We start from the raw sequence: 20,487 nt of genomic DNA, 5'->3' as shown, positions 1-20,487 counted from the left end.
GAGTCCCGTTATGACTAAGTACGGTGAGAAGCTGCTCTAAATATTAGAAATATCGCTTAGATCGATCAAACCATAGACTGTATGAGATTTCGTCTATTAGACCGGTGACTTAATCGTCTCGATTAGCTTTTTTACCTCTTGGCTGCGACCGCGTGGCACGATCAGCACGTCGTTACCGCTCGCAACCACGATCAGATCGTCGACCCCGACCAGTGAAAAACGGACGCCATCGCTGCTGACAAAACAGTTGCTCGTGTCGATCGCCAGTACATTGCCGTCGCCGTGGCTACGATGCGCGTTGCCGTTACCGTCGGTATCACTGATTGCGTACAGCGCGTCCCAGCTCCCGACGTCGTTCCAGCCCATCGCGACCGGCACGACCGCAACACGGTCCGCCTTTTCCATCACTGCATAATCGATCGAACTGTCGGGCGACGCGGCAAAGGCCGCCGCATCGGGGTAGATCCTCGAGCCCTCGGTCCTTGCCTTAAGCATTGCTTCTTGGGTGGCCGTTAGGATGCCCGGATCGAACTGTGCGAGCGCCTCAAGATACGCACTGGCCAGGAACAGAAAAATCCCCCCGTTCCAGGCGTGATCACCGCTCGCCAGCATCGACTGCGCCTTGTCGAGCGGGGGCTTCTCGACGAACCGCTTCACGCGGTTAACGCGGGGTTGTAGTTCGTCGCCAATCTGGATCCAGCCATAGCCGGTCTCGGGTGCATCGGGTGCGATACCAAAGGTGACCAGCCACCCTTTCATAACCAGTGGCATCGCGGCTTCGATTGCCGCATGGAACGCAGTAACATCTGCAATGACGTGATCGGACGGCATCACCAGCAGTGCGTCGCTGCTGCCACCTGCCGCGATCGCGGCGAGTGCGATCGCTGGCGCTGTGTTGCGACCTGTTGGCTCGAGAATCAGGGCCTGTAGTGTAGCGCCGACCTCCGTAAGCTGCTGTTCAACCATGTCCGCATGACGTGCATTTGCGACCACAATCGGCGCGGCGAAATGCTCGCCTGATGCTCGACTCGCGGTCAGTTGCAGCATTGTCTTGCTCGCTGTGAGAGCCAGCATCTGCTTGGGTATCTCGGGCCTGGACATCGGCCAGAGGCGGGTCCCCGATCCACCTGAAAGAATGACGGGAATAATCTCTTTTGAAGTCATTCATTTTCCTATTAGTTAAATAATCTACATGCTCCGCCTAAGTAACGGCAGAATCTTATTCATATTATTCAAATATCTAGCAGTATATGTCAGTTTAGAACAAAATATCTCGATAAATTATAACTTTTTGCAGCGATTAAAAGTAGAGTAATCAAATCACTTATTTAAGTCGCTAAAAAGAATTAAGCTCCAGTAACAGCATTTAATATCGCGCGTCCGTAACTTGTCTTTTTGAATCTTTCGCCAGCTACCCGTGCCTGGTCAGCAGTAATGAAGCCTTGGTGAAACGCGATTTCCTCAAGGCATGCTATTTGAATACCTTGGCGATGCTGTATAGTGCGTACGAACTCGGATGCCTCGAGAAGGCTGTCGTGCGTGCCGGTGTCTAGCCAAGCGTAGCCACGGCCCATCTGTTCGACGAACAGGTCTCCGGCGTCCATATAAAGGCGGTTGAGATCGGTGATCTCGAGCTCACCGCGTGCCGACGGCCTTAGATCACGAGCAAGCTGGACGACGCGGTTGTCGTAGAAATACAGGCCGGTGACCGCGTGGTTCGACTTGGGGGCATCGGGTTTTTCCTCAAGGCTAATTGCCTTGCCGCCTTCTCCGAACTCGACCACGCCGTAGCGCTCGGGGTCCTCGACGCGGTAGGAGAACACCGTTGCGCCACTCTTGCGCTCGACCGCGCTCGCGAGCAGGTCGGTCAGGTGCGCACCGAAGAAGATGTTGTCGCCGAGCACCAGCGCCACATTTTCGTCGCCGATGAAGGCCGCGCCGATCGTGAACGCTTGGGCGAGGCCCTCAGGCTTGGGCTGTTCGGCATAGGCGATGGTCAGACCAAGCGCCGAGCCGTCACCGAACAGCTTTTTGTAATTGCCGATATATTCGGGGCTCGAGATGATCAAGATGTCGCGGATGCCGGCGAGCATCAGCACGGACAGCGGGTAGTAGATCATCGGCTTGTCGTAGACCGGTAGCAGCTGCTTGTTGACCGCGAGCGTTGCCGGATGGAGACGCGTGCCCGAACCACCTGCGAGAATGATGCCCTTCACGCGCGTGTCTCCTTGTTGGATGCCCCAAGCAGTTCATCGAGGATATTGCCGAGAGCGGTTTGCCACGCCGATGGATGGATGCCGTAGTCGCGAGCTATCGCGTCATGACTCAGCAGCGAATTGGCAGGCCGCGTCGCGGGCGTCGGGTATTCGGCGGTGGTGATGCCCTGCACCTCGGTGCTGGCCCCGCCACGTGCGGCGCTCTGCGCGAAGATCTCGCGGGCGAAGCCTGCCCAGGTCACAGCACCTGCGTTGCTGAAGTGATAGGTCCCGGTTGGGGCGGCTGGATCCTCCACAAGACGCATCGTGATCGTAGCGAGCGCTGCTGCGAGGTCGGTCGCCGATGTCGGGCTGCCGTGCTGGTCGTCGACCACGCGCAGAGTTGAGTTGGTCGCGCCGACGTGGAGCATCGTCTTGATAAAATTGTTGCCGTGTGCGCTGACCACCCAGGCGGTGCGAACGATCGCATACAGTGCACCCGACGTGCGAACCGCGAGTTCGCCCCCGAGCTTCGACGCGCCGTAGACGCCGAGCGGGGCAACCGGATCGGTCACTTCCCACGCTCCATCGCGCGCACCGTCAAAAACATAGTCGGTCGAGACCTGAATGATCGGGATGCCGGCCTTAGCGCAAGCTTCAGCAAACGCCGCTGGCGCCATCGCATTGACAGCCCAAGCGGTGACGATGTCGCTCTCGGCTTTATCAACGGCGGTGTAAGCGCCAGCCGAGATCACGGCTGCCCAGGGTCGCCCGTCATGACCTTTGGCGACCATAGCGGTGATCGCTGCGGTATCGCGTAGGTCTAGCTCGTCGATGTCGATAGCGGTAACGGCCCAGCCCTCGGGCCACGCGTATCGCCTCAACTCGGTGCCAAGTTGGCCGTTGCCGCCGGTAACGAGGATCCGCTTCACGTCGCTCATACGGAAAGCCCACGGCGTTGGTCGGCCTGGTGCTCGCTGACGATCGCTTCCCACCAGCCCTGGTTGTCGAGATACCAGGCAACGGTCTTCTCGATCCCCGTCTCGAACGTCTCGGCAGGTTCCCAGCCAAGCTCGTTCTTGATGCGGCTCGCGTCGATCGCATAGCGTTTGTCGTGCCCGGGGCGGTCGGTAACGTAGGTGATCTGCGTCGCGTAGGACTGGCCGTCAGTTCGTGGACGAAGCCGGTCGAGGATCGAGCAGACGGTCTTCACGACATCGAGGTTCTGCTTCTCGTTGTTCCCGCCGACGTTGTAGGTCCGGCCGGGCTCGCCCTGTTCAAACACCGCATGCAGCGCACGAACATGATCCTCGACGAACAGCCAGTCGCGGACCTGGTCGCCCTTGCCGTAAACCGGCAGATCAGCCCCGGCGAGCGCCCTGACGATCATTAGCGGGATGAGCTTTTCGGGGAAGTGATACGGCCCGTAATTGTTCGAGCAGTTAGTGATCAGCACCGGCAGGCCGAAAGTGTGACCCCAGGCCGAGACGAAATGGTCAGAGCCTGCCTTCGACGCCGAATAGGGCGAGCGCGGATCGTACGGCGTTTCCTCGGTGAACAGCCCGGTATCGCCGAGCGAGCCGTAGACTTCGTCGGTCGAGATATGATGGAAGCGGAATGCCGCCTTGGTCTCGTCATCAAGGCTGAGCCAATAGGCGCGCGCTTCGCTAAGCATCGTGAACGTGCCAACGACGTTGGTCTGGACGAACGCGCCGGGGTCATCAATCGATCTGTCGACATGGCTCTCAGCCGCCAGATGCGTGACGATCTCGGGTTTGAACTCGGCGATCGTGGCCTTGACCGTGTGTGCATCGCAGATGTCGCCTTGAACGAAGCGGTAGCGGTTCGAGTTCGCGACGCGTTCGACCGTCGAAAGCGTGCCGGCATAGGTCAGCTTGTCGAAGTTCAACACCTCATGCTCGGTGTTCTCGATCAGGTGGCGGACGAGGGCCGAGCCAATGAAACCGGCCCCGCCGGTGACAAAAATGCGCATGGGTGTGTCCTTCAGGCGAGCGGCGCCAGCGGGCGGCCATCATAGGGGAACGGGCTGTCGAAGTCGGCGAGCAACGGCTGCACCGCATCCTTCGCCGACAGTTCAGGAGAAGTATCAGCGGGCAGCGGCCAGTCGATGCCGATCGCGGGATCGTCCCAGCGGATGCCACCATCGGAGTCAGGTTCGTACGTGTCCGAGCATTTGTACGAGACTTCGCAATTGTCCTCGAGCGTTACGAAGCCGTGCGCGAAGCCAATCGGGATGAAGAGCTGGTGGCCGTTCTCTGCCGACAGCTCTGCCCCGACCCACTGGCCGTAGGTTGGCGAACCCCTGCGGATGTCGACCGCGATGTCAAAGATCGTGCCGCGGACGCAGCGCACTAGCTTGTCTTGGCCGCGGGGCGGCGTCTGAAAATGCAGACCGCGCAAGGTAAACGCCGGTATCGACAGCGAGTGATTGTCCTGCACAAACGTGCAGGTGATGCCCAGCTTTTCGAAGGCGGGCACCGAATAGACCTCGGTGAACCAGCCACGGCTGTCGCCGAAACGCTTTGGACGGATGAGTTGAACGGGTAAAGAGAATGGCATCGCTCAGCTCAATAGCTGGTTACGATCCACCAGACAATCGACCAGACATAGGATCTAAAATATTCCGTGTCCTGAATGTTATTAATCCGTAAAGGAAAAATAAGTATCAGAATTTCACGCAATCATAAGCCATATGCTGCTCTCTCTCAAAGTACAGCGGCAATCTGGTCGTCATAACCAGTAAATTTATCGGAATTTTAACGAGTGGTGCACTGCGTAGTTAACTTCTAACTGCGCAGGCATGGCGGAGAAAGTTCGTCTACCAACGTTCCAACCATGCATAAAGTTTAATCTGCCGACTAAAGCCACTACATATTCAGTTTATGCTATCGTTAACTTGGTCCTTGAGCATTAAGGGGCGTCAATGCAACGCGATAGATTTGCCCTGAAGTCCCACCTATTTTGTCGGAAGGCTGTGCAAAAAGGGTCAAAGTCTGAACTGGACAATTTGCTGGGACCGTCAGCGTTCCAACGAACATACCGCGTGTCTGTGCCGAATTGGGCACAGGCACGCGACCAAGTTCGCTCCCGTTGCTACGGCAGGTCAGCATCCAATAGGGAAGTGCGTTCGCGTCTTGTGCGATGCCGTCACTGTGTCCGGCTAAGCGGTAGCTACCGGGCGGTAGGAGCTGGATCTGCTGAAGTACGGGGCCGCCGATGCTTGCTGGCATGGAAAATTCGAACATGCCGCCCTCACGTGTTCGCTGAATAGAGATGGCTATGCTGTTATCGCTTAGTGTCGTCCAGTCGAACGCCGACGGCGTTTCGAGCATTGCGGCGAAGCGTGGATCGCGTGCACGTGTACGATCGACGCCAGGGCGTATTGTGGCATAGTAGCGCCAAGCCTGATCAACATTGCCGGCATTGAGTAAGATGTTGATGACTGCGGCCTGCGCCGAAGCAGGAATGGTCACCCCGTGAGCACGCAGATCTACAAATAGTGAAGCGGTGCTCTTCGGATCGTCCTTCTGCCCTGCCGCAAAATTAATGTAGCTGTTAGCCCAGAGCGGATTTCCCGCAAGCGTTTGCACTAGCGCGGTACGAATTGCGGGGTCATGCGATGCTCCCGCCAGCACAGGAAAAAGTATGTTGCTCACGTCGGGCTTTGTACGTAGCGCGATGTCGTACCAGCGCAGCGCACCTGCAACGTCTCCTCTTCCGACCGCTTCTTCTATTGACCACAATTGGGTCTGGAAGTTCCGGCGCGAAAGCATCTGCGCGTAGGCAAGTAGGCGTTTCCCGTTCGCTACGTCGCCCTGAGCAAGAGTGACGAGGCCAAGCGTCGCTGCTGCTGAAACAGCTGTAGGATCGTTTCGAAGTGCCGCGCGCGATAGTGCAGCTGCTTTGGCGCGTTCGCTTGCATTCACGGTTGGAGTCAGAAGCGTCGCCGCATGCGCCGCAATCAAACGCCCGTCGTAGGAAATGATTGCGTCGGCAGATGCAGGTCGTGACTTGGCGGCGACCTGTGACACGGAGAAGATAATGCTCTGATACCCCAGCACGGCTACGCCGCAGAAGAGCGCAATGCGGCCCACCCAATCGCTGGCCGGACGGTGCCTGTGGCTAATACGACGTGGCGATTTGGACGGCATGCCGAGCTCTTAAATCCCGTCCTTGGCATCGTCTTTCGAGCGCCCGTAACCATAACCATATTCGTAACCGTAACCATATGTAGCACGACGCGCTTCGAATTTTGTCAGTACACCACCAAAAATGCGTACATTAGAGGCCGCAAGGCGCCCCAGCGCAGTCTTCACTTGGTTCGCGCGAATACCGTTAGATTCTACTGCGTAGACGACGCCCTCTACCCGCGCCGCGATTAGGGGCGCGTCGGCAAGTCCCATGACGGGAGGGCTATCAATAACGACATGATCATACTGCCCGAGCAGCCGATCGATCAATGTGGCAAGACGACTACCAGTTAGCAGTTCCGCCGCGTTAGGTGGAATTGGGCCCGCTGACATTGCGGTTAAGCCAAGATCTGACATTTGGAAGGTGAGTGGCTCTATTGTATCCTCGCCTGCAAGAAAATTGCTAAGTCCGCGCTCGTGTCCAACGTTGCCGAAGTAATGAACTGAAGGGGAGCGCATGTCGCCGTCGATTAGAATCACCCGCTTGCCCGCCCGTGCGAGCATTGTCGCGAGCGCGAGTGCGGTCGTTGACTTGCCTTCTGCTGGACGCGTCGAGGTGACAGAGAACGAGCGCGGTGCGCCGTGCTCAGTCGCAAAGCTCAAGTTTGTGTTGATAGCAAGATAAGAGTCAACGAGATCTGACTTACGATCAAGCAATTCGTCGCGGGGCTCACGATTGTCGCCAATCTTGGGTACTGAGCCGAGCAACGGCAGTCCAAGCTTGCGCTCGACCTCGCCGGGATCGGCGAATGCCTCGTCCATCTGATCGAGAGCAAGAGCTGCGATTGCCCCAAGCGCTAGGCCGCCCAGCAGGGACACAAGAAGGTTAATTAAGAAGCGTGGGCTCGAAGGCTTCTGCGGCTCATCAGCAGTATCGACGACTGAAATGTTATTAACGCCGACGCCGTTTGCGACGCCAATCTCCTTGTAGCGTTGTAGTAGACCGTCGTAGAGCGCGCGATTAGTATCCACCTCTTGCTGGTAGATATTGTATTGAATTGAACGTCGGCGATTATCAAGATAGCTCAACTTAAGCTGGTTGACACGCGCCTGAAGCGCTTCCTCCCGTCCGGTCGCTGCGCGGTAGTTGCTTTGGATCGATCCCGATACCCTTGACTCTTCCCGTCCGATTGCGCTGTCAAGCTGGTCAATCTGCGATTTGAGTGCGCGTGCGCTTGGATAGCCTGGCTCGAACTGCACCATTAGCTGCTGGTACTGCGCAGCGAGCTCAGCACGCCGCTGACGCAGATTATTTATTGCTACATTGCCGAGTGCCTCGGTCGATGCACCGCCGCCCCCGCCTGCGCGGTAACGTGCCTCGGCTTGAATCCGATCTGCCGTCGCTTGTGTTAATGCAGAGTTGAGTGCGGCAAGATCGTCCGCGACGATGGAACGTTCGGATGTAGCCGAACCATTGCTCCCACTATTCTGTGCAGGAAGATTAATGATCTCCTGTTCAGATGCATACGTGACCAGCTGGCGCTGGCTCTGATCAAGACGCTGCTTCTGCAGTTGCAGCTGCCGCTCGAGCAGGTTGCGGCCGTAAGAAGTCGCCTGTACTTTACGCTCAAGGTTGGTCTGGATAAAGTTCTCTGCCCAAGCGTTCGCGACACGCGCCGACAAAGCCGCTTGTGGGCTAACAAACGCAATATCAACCAGACGTGACAACCGCGTAGGGTTTATTGATACGTTCCGGAGTAAGATTTCGCCCGCTAAACGCTGCCGTTCAGCGCGTCCTGCCGCCGTATAGCGACCGTCTTTTTGTATAAATGCAGCACTCTGACCTTTTCCACCAAACATCTTGAAAAAATTGGCATCGTCGACAAGCCGCAATTGGCTGGCGACGCGCTCTGACAATGCACGAGATCGCAGCAGTCCGTATTGCGTCTGGTAGAACTCTTGGTCGGCGATGCTGGTATCGCGGTCTACACCCTGAATGTTAGTGACCTGTGAGCTTTCGCGCGCAATCTCAACGGTTGCGGTCGCGGTGTATTTTGGCGTCATCAGCAAAGTGATGATGAGACCTAATACGATACACGCTACCGTAACACCGATGATAACATACTTCCAGCGGAGTATAATGCGCAAATATTGCTGCACAAGCGGCGGGCGCTCACTATCGGCTAGCCGCGAAGCGGGTAGTGATCCCGCTTTCGTTACGTTTCCAGGTTGCAGGTTTGACGGGATGACGTTCATGCGCTTGTCAGACCTTACTGCAGTATCGCGATTAGTGGTGCGGCGAGAAGTGGCGCAAGGGACACTACGTCTCGGAAACGGCGTCGTGCGGGGGAGTCGCCGACCACAACGACATCGTTGGCGTAGATCGCCGGATCTGCATAGGCCCCACGCCGGATCGCATCAATGTTGTAGAGACCTGCCATCTTGCGTCCGTTCACGGTGCGCAAGATTACCACGTCCTCCTGTCTAGCAAACTCAGACAGCCCTTTGGCGGACGCAATCGCGCGTAGCAGCGTCAGCTGGTTGGTGACTGGATAAAGACCCGGCTCTACCACTTGCCCGTCGATCGTCACTACCTGGCTCACCGAGCTCTTGATGTTCACAGTCACATCGGGATTGCGGACATAGCGACCGCGCAGTGCGGCCTCGATCGTCTGCGCTAGCTCCTGCGCAGTACGCCCGCGCGCGTCGATTGTACCAATTAGCGGCATCGCGATCTGGCCGCCTGCATCTACCTGTATCTCGCGGCTTAGGTCGGGGACATTGAATACGTCGATCTGGATCGTGTCGAGCGGACCGATCAGAGATGGGCGGTCCGCCGCGGTAAGGTCGCGACGTTCCGGAGCTGGGAACGCCGTGCTGTCCTGAACAACGGTGAGTTGTTCGGTCGAGACGATCGGTTGTTGGTGGGCACATCCGGAGAGAGCGGCCACCGCTAGGGCGAGACAAATCGTACGCATACGCGGCATGGTTACTCTTGGGGACGAGACGGAGCGCGGGCTCATAGGTTGTGCCCTATCGAGGGTAAAGGTGTTTTGTGCGCAGGATTGCCGCTGAGCCAGACCGCGGCGATCATTGCTACCGCCATGATCAGCGGCGTGCGCGCAGGATAATCGACTATACTCGCGAGGAGAATTAGCAGCAGCGTTGCAGAGCCGAGCTTAGGCAGCACCGAGTCTCCCCGCCATGCTGCCAAGCTGCGCCACGCCCACCAACCGATCGCGCAAATGAGGACCAATAGTCCGGGTAGTCCGGCCGTAAGGACAATTTCGAGGAAATCGTTGTGAGCATGATTAAAATAGGTTGGTTTGAGCAGCGCGAAGGGCTCGTGCATCCGGAAAATTGGATCGAAGCTTCCCAATCCGCTCCCGAATGGAAAGTAGATCCGGATGATCGCGAGAACCGTTGGTAGTCCCCGCGCGCGCATGTCCGCTCCGGTATCTTGATCAATGAGACGGTCGATTGATACCGCTCGGTCCGCGGCAACGCTCGCGAGCACGAAGATCGCGATCAGCGCAATAGTCCCAAGACCTATCGCGGGCAGTGTCCAGCGAGGATAAAGACGCAGCGCCGATTTCACTCCCCGCCGCGATACCGCGAACCCCAACATAAGACCGATTACACCAAGTACGATGCCCGCGCGCGAACCTGACGCTAATATGGTAAGAACTAGCAGCAACACGACCCCAACCGCGACTGGCACGCGCACGCGCGAGGCACTACCAGCTCCTACCCCCCAAACCGGCGTAATCAATAGCCCGATGGCTAGGAACAGCGCAAAATGATTGCGGTTGGCGATCATGCCATCGACTAGACCCGGCGTTCCGTTGACGAACGGGTTCTCAATTTGCGCGCCGGTGAACTGAAGCAGGCCGACCAGTAGTGCCAAGCCGATCACCGCCAGCATCGCGACAGGAACCCAGCGTTTCTGCTCCTCGCGCACGCCGGTTGCTAGTACCAGCACTGCGAGCGGCACAACGAGCGAGGAGAGCGCGTTTACCGTCGCGCCTGGGACCAGCGTCCACGGCCGCAACAGATCGGGCGGGGACACCAATGATTCGGTGAACGCCGCGCGGCCAGGCAGCGCGCGCCAGATGCCCGGTGGCATTGGGACGAGCTGCGCCACGCACAGTAAAATTGCGGCGAACAGCACCAGCGCCGGCGCCCTCGCCTCCTCGATACGTGGGCGCCGCGCGAACAACACGGCGATCATGATCGCCGTCCAGGACGCGGCGCGAGAGACGATCTGCCCCGTCACATCTTCACGCGAGGCTCCCCCTGCCAGCCATAAAATAGCAAGCAGCGCCACCAGCAGTACGAAGGAGAGGCCGGGGTCGACACGTGTGCCCCGTTGACGTGAAATGGCCATGCCCGCTCCTAGATCATCGAACGGCGGAAGGGAACTGCTTCGGCAGCTGGGCATCAGGGTGATCACATGCCGTCGTCATTGTCAGCGAAGAGGTCGGTGACAATGACGCCTCATTCGCCCCGCGACGTGGTTGAAGACAGGGGCGAGAGTGTCGTCCCAGTGCCGATCCGCGCGTTGTCGGTTGGCTGCACTGCGTAGGTGGTGGCCGGATAGGTAGTGCTGTCCGGGCGGTATCGCTCGATGCGGAGACTCAGGCGCGCCTCGACCCGGCTATTGGCGCGGCTGTTAATGCGGTTGGGATTAAGCCCCGCAGGCTCTCCTTTCGCGTTGAGCCGCGCGCCGTAAGCGGTTGCCGTATCACGCACCGTGTGCGTCTGTGCGCCGACTGCAGTGTCGAGCAAAAGTATCCCTGTGGCAGCAAGAATTGCGATGACGGCGCCGTGTCGACAGCTAGGGGTCCATCGGGTTCGAGATGCGTCAAACTGTTCCATGGTATGCCAATACGGTGTCTTGGGTATTGCGTCATCGTCAAATCGGTTGGAAAGACGATAAAGAATAGAATTTGGTTGTATGCTTTAATATATCCCGACAACCCAGTAAGGGCTGCTTAGGTAGGCACGTCGAAAAATAAAAAGGCTATCCGGCACTGTCAGGAATAAGTCTCGAAAGTGCCAGATAATATATCGCTCAGCCGCCCTTCATCAAGCCGCGCTGCGCTAGCTCTGATAGTGACTTTGCATAACCATCGCTATCTTTCCCGCGCTCAAGTTCTGTTCTGGCCCAAACAACAAACTCTTCTAACCCCGTCGAAAAGCTAATGTCACACCGTAAGCCAAGTTCAGCTTTCAGCAACGTCACGTCCGCGATGTTGTGACGAATATCACCAGCACGGTACCGTCCGGAAATACGAATCTCATTCTTATAGTCCAGCAATCGAGCCAATTCGGCAGTGACCGTATTGACTGAGGTCCCAATGCCGGTGCCAACGTTGATCGCCCGTATCCCGGTGGCAGTGTCGGCTAAAGCTACACAATTGGCCTGCACCACGTCATCCACGTGAACAAAATCCCGGCTTTCTAGGCCATCTTCAAAAATCTCGATTGGGCGTCCGAAAAGCATCTCTCGGGAAAAGATCGATAAGATACCAGTGTAAGGATTGTTCAGCGATTGCCCTGCGCCAAAGACGTTTTGGTAGCGCAGGCCATATGCCGCGATTCCGTGCGCTTTGGCCACAGCGAGCACCAGGTTCTCTTGAGCAAGCTTAGTCACCGCGTAAACCGAAGCTGGCGTCAGCGGTGCACGTTCGGGAGTTGGGGCGACGGCGATCTGCTCCCCGCAGACAGGACAGTGTGGATCGAAATTACCGATGTCCAAAGCTGCTGGTGAACGATCGGCCGGAAATACTAGGCCGTGCACACCGCATCGGTAGGCGCCTTCACCGTAGATAGAGCGTGAGGAGGCAACTACGACTTTGCTGATGCGGGATTTGGGCGAAGTAACTGCCTCAAGCAGGGCTGCTGTGCCAGTCACATTGACATCATTGTAGCGAACCATATCGTACATTGACTGGCCGGTTCCGGTTTCCGCCGCCAAGTGAAGAACGGCATCGTGCCGGCTGGCGAGCTTGGTAAGCTCGTCGCGGTCGCGAACGTCGCCAAGGATCACTTCTGCCCGCTGGGATAAGTCCGCCGCGAGCTCTTTTTGCGACGCCTCGTCACCATGAATCTGAGGCGAGAAGTTGTCGAAAAGAGTGACGTCATCGCCCCGGTTCACCAAGGCAGCCGCAGTGCGGCGCCCAATAAAGCCGGCCCCGCCGGTGATTAGAATCCTCACATGCATTCCTCTTCAAAGAATCGATTCATCACTGTTCGATGGTAGTGACAACGGCTGAGGCAACGACATGCGCCACCCCTCGCCAACGGCCGCCATGCGCACACAGAAATGGTGCCACGTGTCGCCGACGACAGCCATCCGGGCAAGTCCCACAACCGTGGTGAACGCGGACACATAGCTCGCATAAAGCGACCCAAAATGCTTGCGCGCGAAGTAAATTTGGTTGCGATGGCCGAAACGAATGCTGAAGTCTGATAATCTACCGCCGGTAGACACACTGACTTTGTGCAACATCACCGCGCTGGGATCGACTAGAATAATGACTCCCAAATTTTTCATACGCCATAAAAAGTCGACATCGTCCCAATAAACGAAATATGCCTCATCCATCAAGCCGACGGTTCTGAAGACATCCGCTTTGAACAGGACGCAGCAAGTCGGAGCATAATCGGTCTGGAAAGGGCGGGAAGTAGTAGGAAGTGGTTTACCCATTCCGTCATGCAGGCTCAGCATGCCACGCGGTCCGCTGAAATGCCCGCCGGCGTACCAACATAGGTCGGGCTCGTCGTAAAACGGGATCAACGGCGACACCGCGCCGACGCTTTCCCGTTCAAGCGTATGCGCCAATTGACGAAGCATCCCCGAACCGAATGAGGTGTCGTTGTTGATCAGCGCAATCAGCTCGAAATCCATTTCGAGCGCGAGCCGGGTTCCTTGATTATTGCCGGCCGCGACACCGATATTGTCGGTGTTGGCGAGCAATGTAACACGAGGGTCGGCCATGGCTGCGGCTTCCACGGCCGCAACGCTACCGTCCTTGCTGGCATTGTCGACTACGATCAGGTGCCAGTCGACGTCTTTTTGGGCTACCAAGCTGGCATAGAATTCCGGCCACACCGTTTCCCCATTAAAGGTTACTGTGACCAAGGCGATCCGTATCATGCTGCGTTTTCCCTGTGAGACATTCCCAATCTGATGGCCCTAGCCTGAGCACACGAAGCCATTAAATCATTAGGAAAGTCCCGTGCTAATGCAAAACACGCACCGTTGATGCAGTTCCACCCAATGGTCAGATTGGAAATGATAGCTGACCCGGACTCGACACGATAAATGTGGCATATGACTACATGGTGTCGCTGGAAATCGTTAACACGGTTTATTTTCCGCCCGCGCGTAGTTGCGTCAAAGGAGTCCAGCCCATCAACAATAGTGCAATCAAGCATCGAAGCCAGGGCGCATCTTCATAAGTCGCGCTGGAGATCCTGCAATGACGGATCCAGCTGGGAAGCTGCGTGTCACCACAGAGTTGGTTCCAACTATACAGTGATCGCCTAATTCAACGCCCGGTAACACAGCAACGCGATACCCGAGGAAAACACGCCGACCGATCAAAACTGGCCCCTTACTCTCGAGCGGCTGTTCCATTATAGGCGTTGGCAAAATTTGCATACCGTGGGCGATATCTGAAATATATACATGTTCGCTTAATACGCATTCCGGTCCTATTTCTATGCGACCCATTGCGTGAATTTGACAATAGCCACCGATATAAGTTCCATCGCCGACGCTAATAGACGGGGTGTGTCTTACGCCGGCATAATTAGTCACAGGATGAAAGACGCTTTCACGTCCGATAAACACATTCTTACCGACTTTAATAGCGTCACGATTAAACCATAGCCAAGGGCGACGAACAAAGGAATCAACGCCAAAATCTGCCCCTTTCGGTACAAACCTATGCCGTTTAACGAATCGCTTGAGCGTGCCTACAATGTTCACTGATCTATCCACACAGCATTTAGTTTTGCGCTTATCAAAAAATAAGGCACAGATTAGGTTCGTCGCCAATTTACGAGTAGCGATGCTGCGCTCTTAAGTTCGTACCAAGACATGGCCGTTGAGACGAAAAGCCCGGATGCAATCATCGCTAGCACATATAGTAGGCTTTGGTGATGATTCTGCGTCAACGCGATGGCGCATGCTGCAGTGATAAGGAAACCACTGATCGGCCGAATGACATCGTGTGTTACGTACCCGACAATGTTGAAACTTGGCACCGCCCTTTTAACCACGTTCTGTGTGGCGAGGAGTGCCGTTCCGATCACCGCACCGCCACACATGCCGACGGCAACGCCAACTGCCCCCATCCTTTGGCCGAAAAACAAGCTCAAGCCCAACGACGACGCGCCCTCTATGATCGGTGTAAGCAGCATGCGGCGTTGAAGGCCCAGTGCAATCGCGACCATTACATAGGCCATCATTGCATTCCGTATTGCCTGTGCAGTCACAAGCAGGACTAGGATAAGGCCACTTTGACTAGTAGATATCTTGCCCATCCATAGCCCCATCAGCGGACTGGCGATGCTGACCAGGCAAATCGACATAGCCGATGATAAAAGGACGCTTGTTGCGGTCACATCCCGCAATGAGCGTTCAACGCGCGAGTGTTCACCGAGCGTCATGAGGCTTGATATATGGGGCACCAGCGTACTGCAGACAGCCTGCATGATACCGGAAATAAACAGTGCTATAGAAGAAGACACAGCGAATGCGCCAACGTCTGCGAAGTCGACCCTGGCGACAATCAGGAGCTGGAAACCTGAAACCATTAGCATAGCCAGATTCCAAATTGTGAATGCAAAACCGTCACGGCTTAACTCCCACAAAGTTGATCTGTTAAAGTCAAAAATAGAAAGCCGTGGCTGTGGGCTATAGCGCCGCCATATATAGGTTGTGTACATTGCACCGACTATCGATGCAACGAACCAAGCGATTCCCATCATGACCAGATCTTGCGAAATATATGCAACTATTAGAACTGCAACGAAAGTCAAAACTCTAGTTGCCATTAGGCCATTAGCATACATGCTATTGCGCTGAAGCCCAATGAACACGCCGCCAAAGACGGAGGCGGGTAACTGAACCGCATATGCAAGTGCAAGAAACACGATAGTAATAGCTATCTGCGGCCGGAGTGTTTGAGGTGCTTGAGGCACCACAAGGTCGAGTCTGAGCGATATTGCAGCTAAGACAGCGACGCCTATCAAGCCAGCAACCGCCAAAGTGACGAATGATGTAGCAACAACCCGATCGCGTCGTTTGCGGTCATCCATCGCATCAGCCTGGGCGACAAGGCGCCCAACAATGACCTGCATACCGAAGTTCAATAAATTAATGTAGCCGGCAATTTGGAGCGCCAAAGCCCAAGCCCCAAAGGAATCGCGGTCAATCAGCCGCGCCAGGAATGGTGGCAGCGCGACGCTGACAATCGCCGTCGACATGCCACCGACAATGTTCCAGACCGCGTTACGAGCAAGGCGCGACATGATATCTTTCGTGTGTGCAGCGCAAACGATTCAGCGCGTGCAAGCAGGGAGGCATTGATGCATGACGACGGCAATGCCGAGCGGAGGCTCTTACTGACCGTTCGAACGACCTTCAACCCACGGTTTGACCGAGACCCCTGACCGCTTTGTAACATGCGAGCATCGCACGACCCTGCTGGATATGGCTGGCGTGCCTCGCTACACGCCTGATCGAAAGCCGCCGGATGTCGCCAAGAGCGCTGGCGTAAAAGAGAGAATGAAATGACCAAAACTGCAATTGTCACAGGCATCAGTGGCCAAGATGGCGCCTATCTTGCCGAAAACCTGCTCGGACGCGGGTACACGGTTTATGGAACGTATCGGCGCACAAGCTCGGTCAACTTTTGGAGGATCGATGAGATCGGGATCAGCGATCATCCCAATTTGAAGCTGGTCGAATACGACCTGACAGATATGGGGTCGGCCATCCGCCTGATCGAGACGTCCGAGGCGACCGAGGTTTATAATCTTGCAGCACAGAGCTTTGTTGGTGTGTCCTTCGATCAACCGATCGCCACAGGGACGATCACCGGGCTTGGCGCAGCCTATCTTCTCGAAGCCATCCGCACCGTTAACAAGGCGATCCGCTTCTATCAGGCCTCGACGTCTGAGATGTTCGGCAAGGTTCAGGCTATTCCGCAGGTTGAGACAACACCCTTTTACCCGCGCAGTCCTTATGGCGTGGCCAAGCTTTATGCTCACTGGCTGACGGTCAATTATCGGGAAAGCTTCGGGATATTTGGTACCAGCGGCATTCTTTTTAATCACGAAAGCCCGCTTCGAGGTCGCGAATTCGTGACTCGAAAGATTACCGATACCGTTGCCAAGATCGCTCTGGGCAAGGCCGGGCTGCTCGAACTGGGCAATCTGGATGCCAAGCGCGACTGGGGATATGCTAAAGATTACGTCGAAGGCATGCGGCTGATGCTCCAGCACGATACGCCCGACACGTACGTGTTGGCTACCAACAGGACCGAGCCGGTCAGGACCTTCGTCGAACTGGCATTCAGCCATGTCGGGATCGAACTCGACTGGTCCGGACGCGAAGAAAACGAGATCGGCATCGACCGCAAGTCCGGCAAGACGATGGTTCGTGTGAACCCGCAATTTTACAGGCCTGCCGAGGTGGAACTACTTATCGGTGATCCTGCCAAGGCGAAAATGGATCTGGGCTGGGAGCCCCAAGTTCAGCTTGAGGAACTGGCCCGCCTGATGATGGAAGCTGACATGCGTCGCAACAAGGCCGGCTGGTCGTTCTGATGCGGGTTGCAGTCACTGGTGCCGACGGCTTCACGGGGCGCTTCGTTGCCGCCGCGCTCGCGCGCCACGGCGCGACCTGTGTGCCGTTGCGCGCCGATCTTCGTGACCCGGCCGCGATAGAACGAGCGGTCGATACGATGGAGTGTGACCGGCTCATCCACCTGGCGGCACGGGCCTTCGTCGATCAGTCGGACTGGGAGGCTTTTTACGCGGTAAACCAGCTTGGTACATTCCATCTGTTGGATGTCCTCGCGCGCAGGCGGCCAGGCCTGCGTTGTATTCTGGCGAGCAGTGCGCAAGTTTATGGTCCGGGCGCGGAAGGGTTGATCGGGGAAACCGCGTCAACCGCTCCCGCCAACCATTATGCCGTCAGCAAGCTGGCAATGGAGCTGGGTGCGATGCGGTGGCGCGATCGGCTGGACCTCGTCGTAACCCGGCCGTTCAACTACACCGGCGTTGGTCAACATACCGATTATTTGGTGTCGAAGATCGTCGACCACTTTCGCCGCCGTGCCCCCGTTATCGAACTCGGAAATCTGTACGTGAAGCGCGACTTCGGCGATGTCCGGGCGGTTGCCGATGCCTATGCACGGCTTGCTATCGCGACATCGTCGCCCGAGCTGCTCAACATTTGTACCGGGGTCGTCCATTCGATTGACAATATTCTGTCGATCATGACGCAGATCAGTGGCTACTGTCCCGAGATAGTGGTCAATCCCAAGTTCGTCCGGGTCAATGACGTTGCCGTTCTGGGTGGCGATGCCGGCCGACTGCGTGTCACCCTGCCGGATTGGGCCATTCCTTCGTTAGCCGACACGCTGACGTGGATGTATGAAGCGGCAAGCAATTGACGTCATCAATGCTCATTAGACTTTTGCAATGCAAGCCGATGGCGGGACGAGGACGACCTTGATACCTATTGAATCAGCAAGCCGGTCGCCGCATACGACCGTGCAATCACTCTGGACTGCCGTCCTGCTCGCCGGTCTGCTGTTCGTGCCGGGTGCATTGGGATTTTTCGTCCAGGGTCTGTCGTTCGCCACAGGGACGGCTTTAATATCCGTCTTCGCGATCCTGCTGGTCGGAATGAGGCAGATAAAGTTAAGTGCTGGCGACGTTCAAAGTGCTCTAGCCATCACTCTCGCGGTTGTTTTCGTCGTCGTGACCCATCTGCTGATCGCTTACGCGATCGACGGTGATCCCGGATTCGATTTTGGCCGTGCCTTGCTTTCGATCGCACTGATGGGGCTGATCCTTTTGTCCGTACCCGCGGTATGTCAGGGCGTGATGGGCGGCGACAACAAGCTCGACATGATTGTGAAGGTCATGTGTGGAATGTTCGTCCTGATCGCAATCTTGTCGCTTCTACAGCTACAGCCACCATCACCTACTCTCGGCTCCAAGCCCACCTTTCCTTATACCGAGCCGTCGTTTCTCGGATTCTCGATGCCGGCCTTCCTCATTTTTACGCTGCTACGAACTTCGACCCCTGTCAGGCTGGCTATTCTCGGCGTATTTCTGACGCTCGGATACCTTCTTAGCAACCTTACGATCATTGCCGCCTGTGGTTTGGCCGCTGTTGTATGCCTGCCACTATCGTGGTTTACAGTTGGCATCGGGGTTATCATCATGAGTTTGGCTAGTCTGGATCTTACCTATTATACGGATAGACTGGATTTCGACTGGGCCAATAGCTCCAATCTGTCGTCCTTGGTCTATGTGCAAGGATGGCAAATGCTACAAGAGTCTATATCTCGGACGCATAATTGGGGATTGGGCTTTCAGCAGTTGGGTGTCGTGTACACCAATGTACCGGCGTCGGTCCGCATAAACGCGCTGTTGGGGTTCGATCTGAACCTGCAGGATGGCGGCTTTGTGCTATCCAAAGTAATAAGCGAAATGGGAATCATTGGCGGCATTCTTGTTTTTAGTTACCTATATTTCGTCTGCAAGGCATTTGCGGGGCTTAAAATGGCGAAAAATGGCCTGAGGGATATGCCAGACGGCGAATTATTCGCTCGAGCATGTATAATAGGATATTTGGTAGAGCTGTTTGTTCGAGGAACGAACTACTTTACCGGGACTTTCGTGCTCATGATATCGGGGGTGATTTACCTGATATTGAAGCAGAGGGCCAAAGTTGGAAGCGCACTGGTTTCGACGATATGACTGTTATAGCCGTCAATGCGATGATCGTGGAGGCCGGACGCCTGTCGGGCATCGGCCACTACACCGTGCAACTGGTGCAATGGTTTGCCCAAATTAATCGAGAGCAGGGCGGGCACAATCGCTTACTTGTTTATTGCCGACCATCTGCGGCAAATCATTTCGTTGCAATCGAAGGCGTGGAGTTGCGAGCCGTCGCGGGGCAGGATGGTCGTGTAGCGCGCGTTCTGAATGAGCAACTTTGCCTGCCTCGAATGTTGCGACGCGACAAGGTCGATGCGGTGCTAAATCCTGCGTTCACCGGTCCCGTCCGCGGAGCGCGGATGATCGTCACGACGGTCCACGACCCTTACTTCTTGGTGATCCCGGATCTTCTTCCACGTCCGCAGCGACTTTATCTTCGGGTCTTCGTGGCATACTGCTGCCGCAGGAGTACGCGAGTGGTGACTACCGCCGCGTCGACAATGCGCGATTTGCTGCGGCATTTCCCGGATCTCACGGACAAAATTTCCGTCGTTCCCATGGCCAACCGGCTGCCGGGACCGCTCTCGCTTCCTCCAAGCGAGGCCGCGCCTACCCGCTTCGTGCTTCTCGTTGCGGCGTTGACGGGAAACAAGAATCCCGGGCCCTTGGTGGCTGCCGTGGGCGAGCTGCGACATCGATATCCCGACCTCACCCTGGTTCATGTCGGGAAGGACCCCGAAGGCATTTTGGAAGCGACCATCAGGCAGCATGATGCGAGTAACTGGGTGGTGCGTCGACGTAATGTTTCCGATGAGGAGCTCGGCACGCTCTACCGGCAATGCCTATGCGTCGCGGTTCCTTCGTTATGCGAAGGCTTCGGGCTGCCGGTGCTGGAGGCGCAAGCCTTTGGCGCACCGGTGATATCATCGGATCGTGGTGCCCTGCCCGAGGTGGGTGGCCAAGGCGCGCTTTACTTCGATCCGACGAAGGTGACCGAGATCAAGGCGGCGATCGCTGAGTTGATCGATGTCCCGACGACGAGAGAGGCGTTGCGACAAATAGGATTCCAGAATCAGCAGCGGTTCACGTGGGAGAAGACGGCCCGTGAAATGTTGGATATTCTGCTTGGCGGGGCGGCGCCATCTTTTGGGTGAGTTCAGGCCGTG

The 20,487-nt window shown here is 56.4% G+C and carries 18 protein-coding genes; 4 read left to right on the top strand and 14 right to left on the bottom strand.

What is annotated here, in order from left to right; translation table 11 throughout:
- Positions 1–96: 96 nt before the first annotated feature.
- The 14 genes from ASE69_RS20365 to ASE69_RS20310 form a co-directional block, all read right to left on the bottom strand.
- A complete protein-coding gene (locus ASE69_RS20365; RefSeq protein WP_082453291.1) occupies positions 97–1,164 on the bottom strand; it encodes a mannose-1-phosphate guanylyltransferase/mannose-6-phosphate isomerase in 1,068 nt (355 codons plus the stop codon).
- Positions 1,165–1,346: 182 nt separating this feature from the next.
- Complete coding sequence (gene rfbA, locus ASE69_RS20360) at positions 1,347–2,216, bottom strand: glucose-1-phosphate thymidylyltransferase RfbA (RefSeq protein ID WP_056490867.1); 870 nt, start codon at positions 2,214–2,216, stop codon at positions 1,347–1,349.
- Positions 2,213–3,136, bottom strand: coding sequence for a dTDP-4-dehydrorhamnose reductase (gene rfbD / locus ASE69_RS20355; RefSeq protein ID WP_200924215.1), 924 nt, complete (start codon positions 3,134–3,136; stop codon positions 2,213–2,215). Before rfbD ends, rfbA begins: the two co-directional genes overlap by 4 nt.
- Positions 3,133–4,188: a dTDP-glucose 4,6-dehydratase gene (rfbB, locus tag ASE69_RS20350; RefSeq protein ID WP_056490864.1), complete on the bottom strand. Its 1,056-nt coding sequence runs from the start codon at positions 4,186–4,188 to the stop codon at positions 3,133–3,135. The genes rfbD and rfbB overlap by 4 nt, the downstream gene beginning before the upstream one ends.
- A gap of 11 nt (positions 4,189–4,199) precedes the next feature.
- Positions 4,200–4,775: a dTDP-4-dehydrorhamnose 3,5-epimerase gene (gene rfbC, locus ASE69_RS20345; protein WP_056490861.1), complete on the bottom strand. Its 576-nt coding sequence runs from the start codon at positions 4,773–4,775 to the stop codon at positions 4,200–4,202.
- 332 nt (positions 4,776–5,107) lie between these two features.
- On the bottom strand, positions 5,108–6,367 hold the full coding sequence (locus tag ASE69_RS22300) for a hypothetical protein (RefSeq protein ID WP_156362441.1): 1,260 nt from the start codon (positions 6,365–6,367) through the stop codon (positions 5,108–5,110).
- Positions 6,368–6,376: 9 nt separating this feature from the next.
- Positions 6,377–8,602, bottom strand: a complete 2,226-nt coding sequence (locus ASE69_RS20340) for a GumC family protein (RefSeq protein WP_056490858.1) — start codon at positions 8,600–8,602, stop codon at positions 6,377–6,379.
- Positions 8,603–8,616: 14 nt separating this feature from the next.
- Positions 8,617–9,333: a polysaccharide biosynthesis/export family protein gene (locus ASE69_RS20335; RefSeq protein ID WP_235519018.1), complete on the bottom strand. Its 717-nt coding sequence runs from the start codon at positions 9,331–9,333 to the stop codon at positions 8,617–8,619.
- A 32-nt stretch (positions 9,334–9,365) separates the two neighbouring features.
- Complete coding sequence (locus tag ASE69_RS20330) at positions 9,366–10,733, bottom strand: O-antigen ligase family protein (RefSeq protein WP_056490851.1); 1,368 nt, start codon at positions 10,731–10,733, stop codon at positions 9,366–9,368.
- A gap of 110 nt (positions 10,734–10,843) precedes the next feature.
- On the bottom strand, positions 10,844–11,134 hold the full coding sequence (locus tag ASE69_RS20325; protein WP_056490849.1) for a hypothetical protein: 291 nt from the start codon (positions 11,132–11,134) through the stop codon (positions 10,844–10,846).
- A 286-nt stretch (positions 11,135–11,420) separates the two neighbouring features.
- Entirely contained in the window at positions 11,421–12,566 is a 1,146-nt protein-coding gene (locus ASE69_RS20320; RefSeq protein WP_200924214.1) for an NAD-dependent epimerase/dehydratase family protein, read from the bottom strand.
- 12 nt (positions 12,567–12,578) lie between these two features.
- Positions 12,579–13,508 carry a glycosyltransferase family 2 protein gene (locus ASE69_RS20315; protein ID WP_056490842.1) on the bottom strand — a complete coding sequence of 310 codons (930 nt, stop codon included), beginning with the start codon at positions 13,506–13,508 and terminating at the stop codon, positions 12,579–12,581.
- A 273-nt stretch (positions 13,509–13,781) separates the two neighbouring features.
- Positions 13,782–14,345 carry an acyltransferase gene (locus ASE69_RS23290; RefSeq protein WP_156362440.1) on the bottom strand — a complete coding sequence of 188 codons (564 nt, stop codon included), beginning with the start codon at positions 14,343–14,345 and terminating at the stop codon, positions 13,782–13,784.
- A 53-nt stretch (positions 14,346–14,398) separates the two neighbouring features.
- Positions 14,399–15,892, bottom strand: coding sequence for an oligosaccharide flippase family protein (locus ASE69_RS20310; RefSeq protein WP_056490839.1), 1,494 nt, complete (start codon positions 15,890–15,892; stop codon positions 14,399–14,401).
- Positions 15,893–16,153: 261 nt separating this feature from the next.
- Here ASE69_RS20310 and gmd point away from each other — a divergent pair, with 261 nt between their 5' ends.
- Genes gmd through ASE69_RS20290 form a run of 4 tightly spaced genes read left to right on the top strand, consistent with a single transcriptional unit; the run spans position 16,154 to position 20,475 of the window.
- Entirely contained in the window at positions 16,154–17,191 is a 1,038-nt protein-coding gene (gene gmd / locus ASE69_RS20305; RefSeq protein WP_056490836.1) for a GDP-mannose 4,6-dehydratase, read from the top strand.
- Positions 17,191–18,042: a GDP-mannose 4,6-dehydratase gene (locus tag ASE69_RS20300; protein WP_056490832.1), complete on the top strand. Its 852-nt coding sequence runs from the start codon at positions 17,191–17,193 to the stop codon at positions 18,040–18,042. The genes gmd and ASE69_RS20300 overlap by 1 nt, the downstream gene beginning before the upstream one ends.
- A 58-nt stretch (positions 18,043–18,100) precedes the next feature.
- Positions 18,101–19,360, top strand: coding sequence for a hypothetical protein (locus ASE69_RS22450; protein WP_162236905.1), 1,260 nt, complete (start codon positions 18,101–18,103; stop codon positions 19,358–19,360).
- 20 nt (positions 19,361–19,380) lie between these two features.
- Positions 19,381–20,475 (top strand): glycosyltransferase family 4 protein, encoded by a 1,095-nt coding sequence (locus ASE69_RS20290; protein ID WP_162236904.1) that lies wholly within the window; start codon positions 19,381–19,383, stop codon positions 20,473–20,475.
- The last annotated feature ends 12 nt before the right edge of the window (positions 20,476–20,487 follow it).

The organism is Sphingomonas sp. Leaf208 (assembly GCF_001421415.1).
Taxonomy (GTDB): domain Bacteria; phylum Pseudomonadota; class Alphaproteobacteria; order Sphingomonadales; family Sphingomonadaceae; genus Sphingomonas.
The sequence above is the reverse complement of the archived record's forward strand: the minus strand, read 5'-3'. Positions and strand labels throughout refer to the sequence as shown.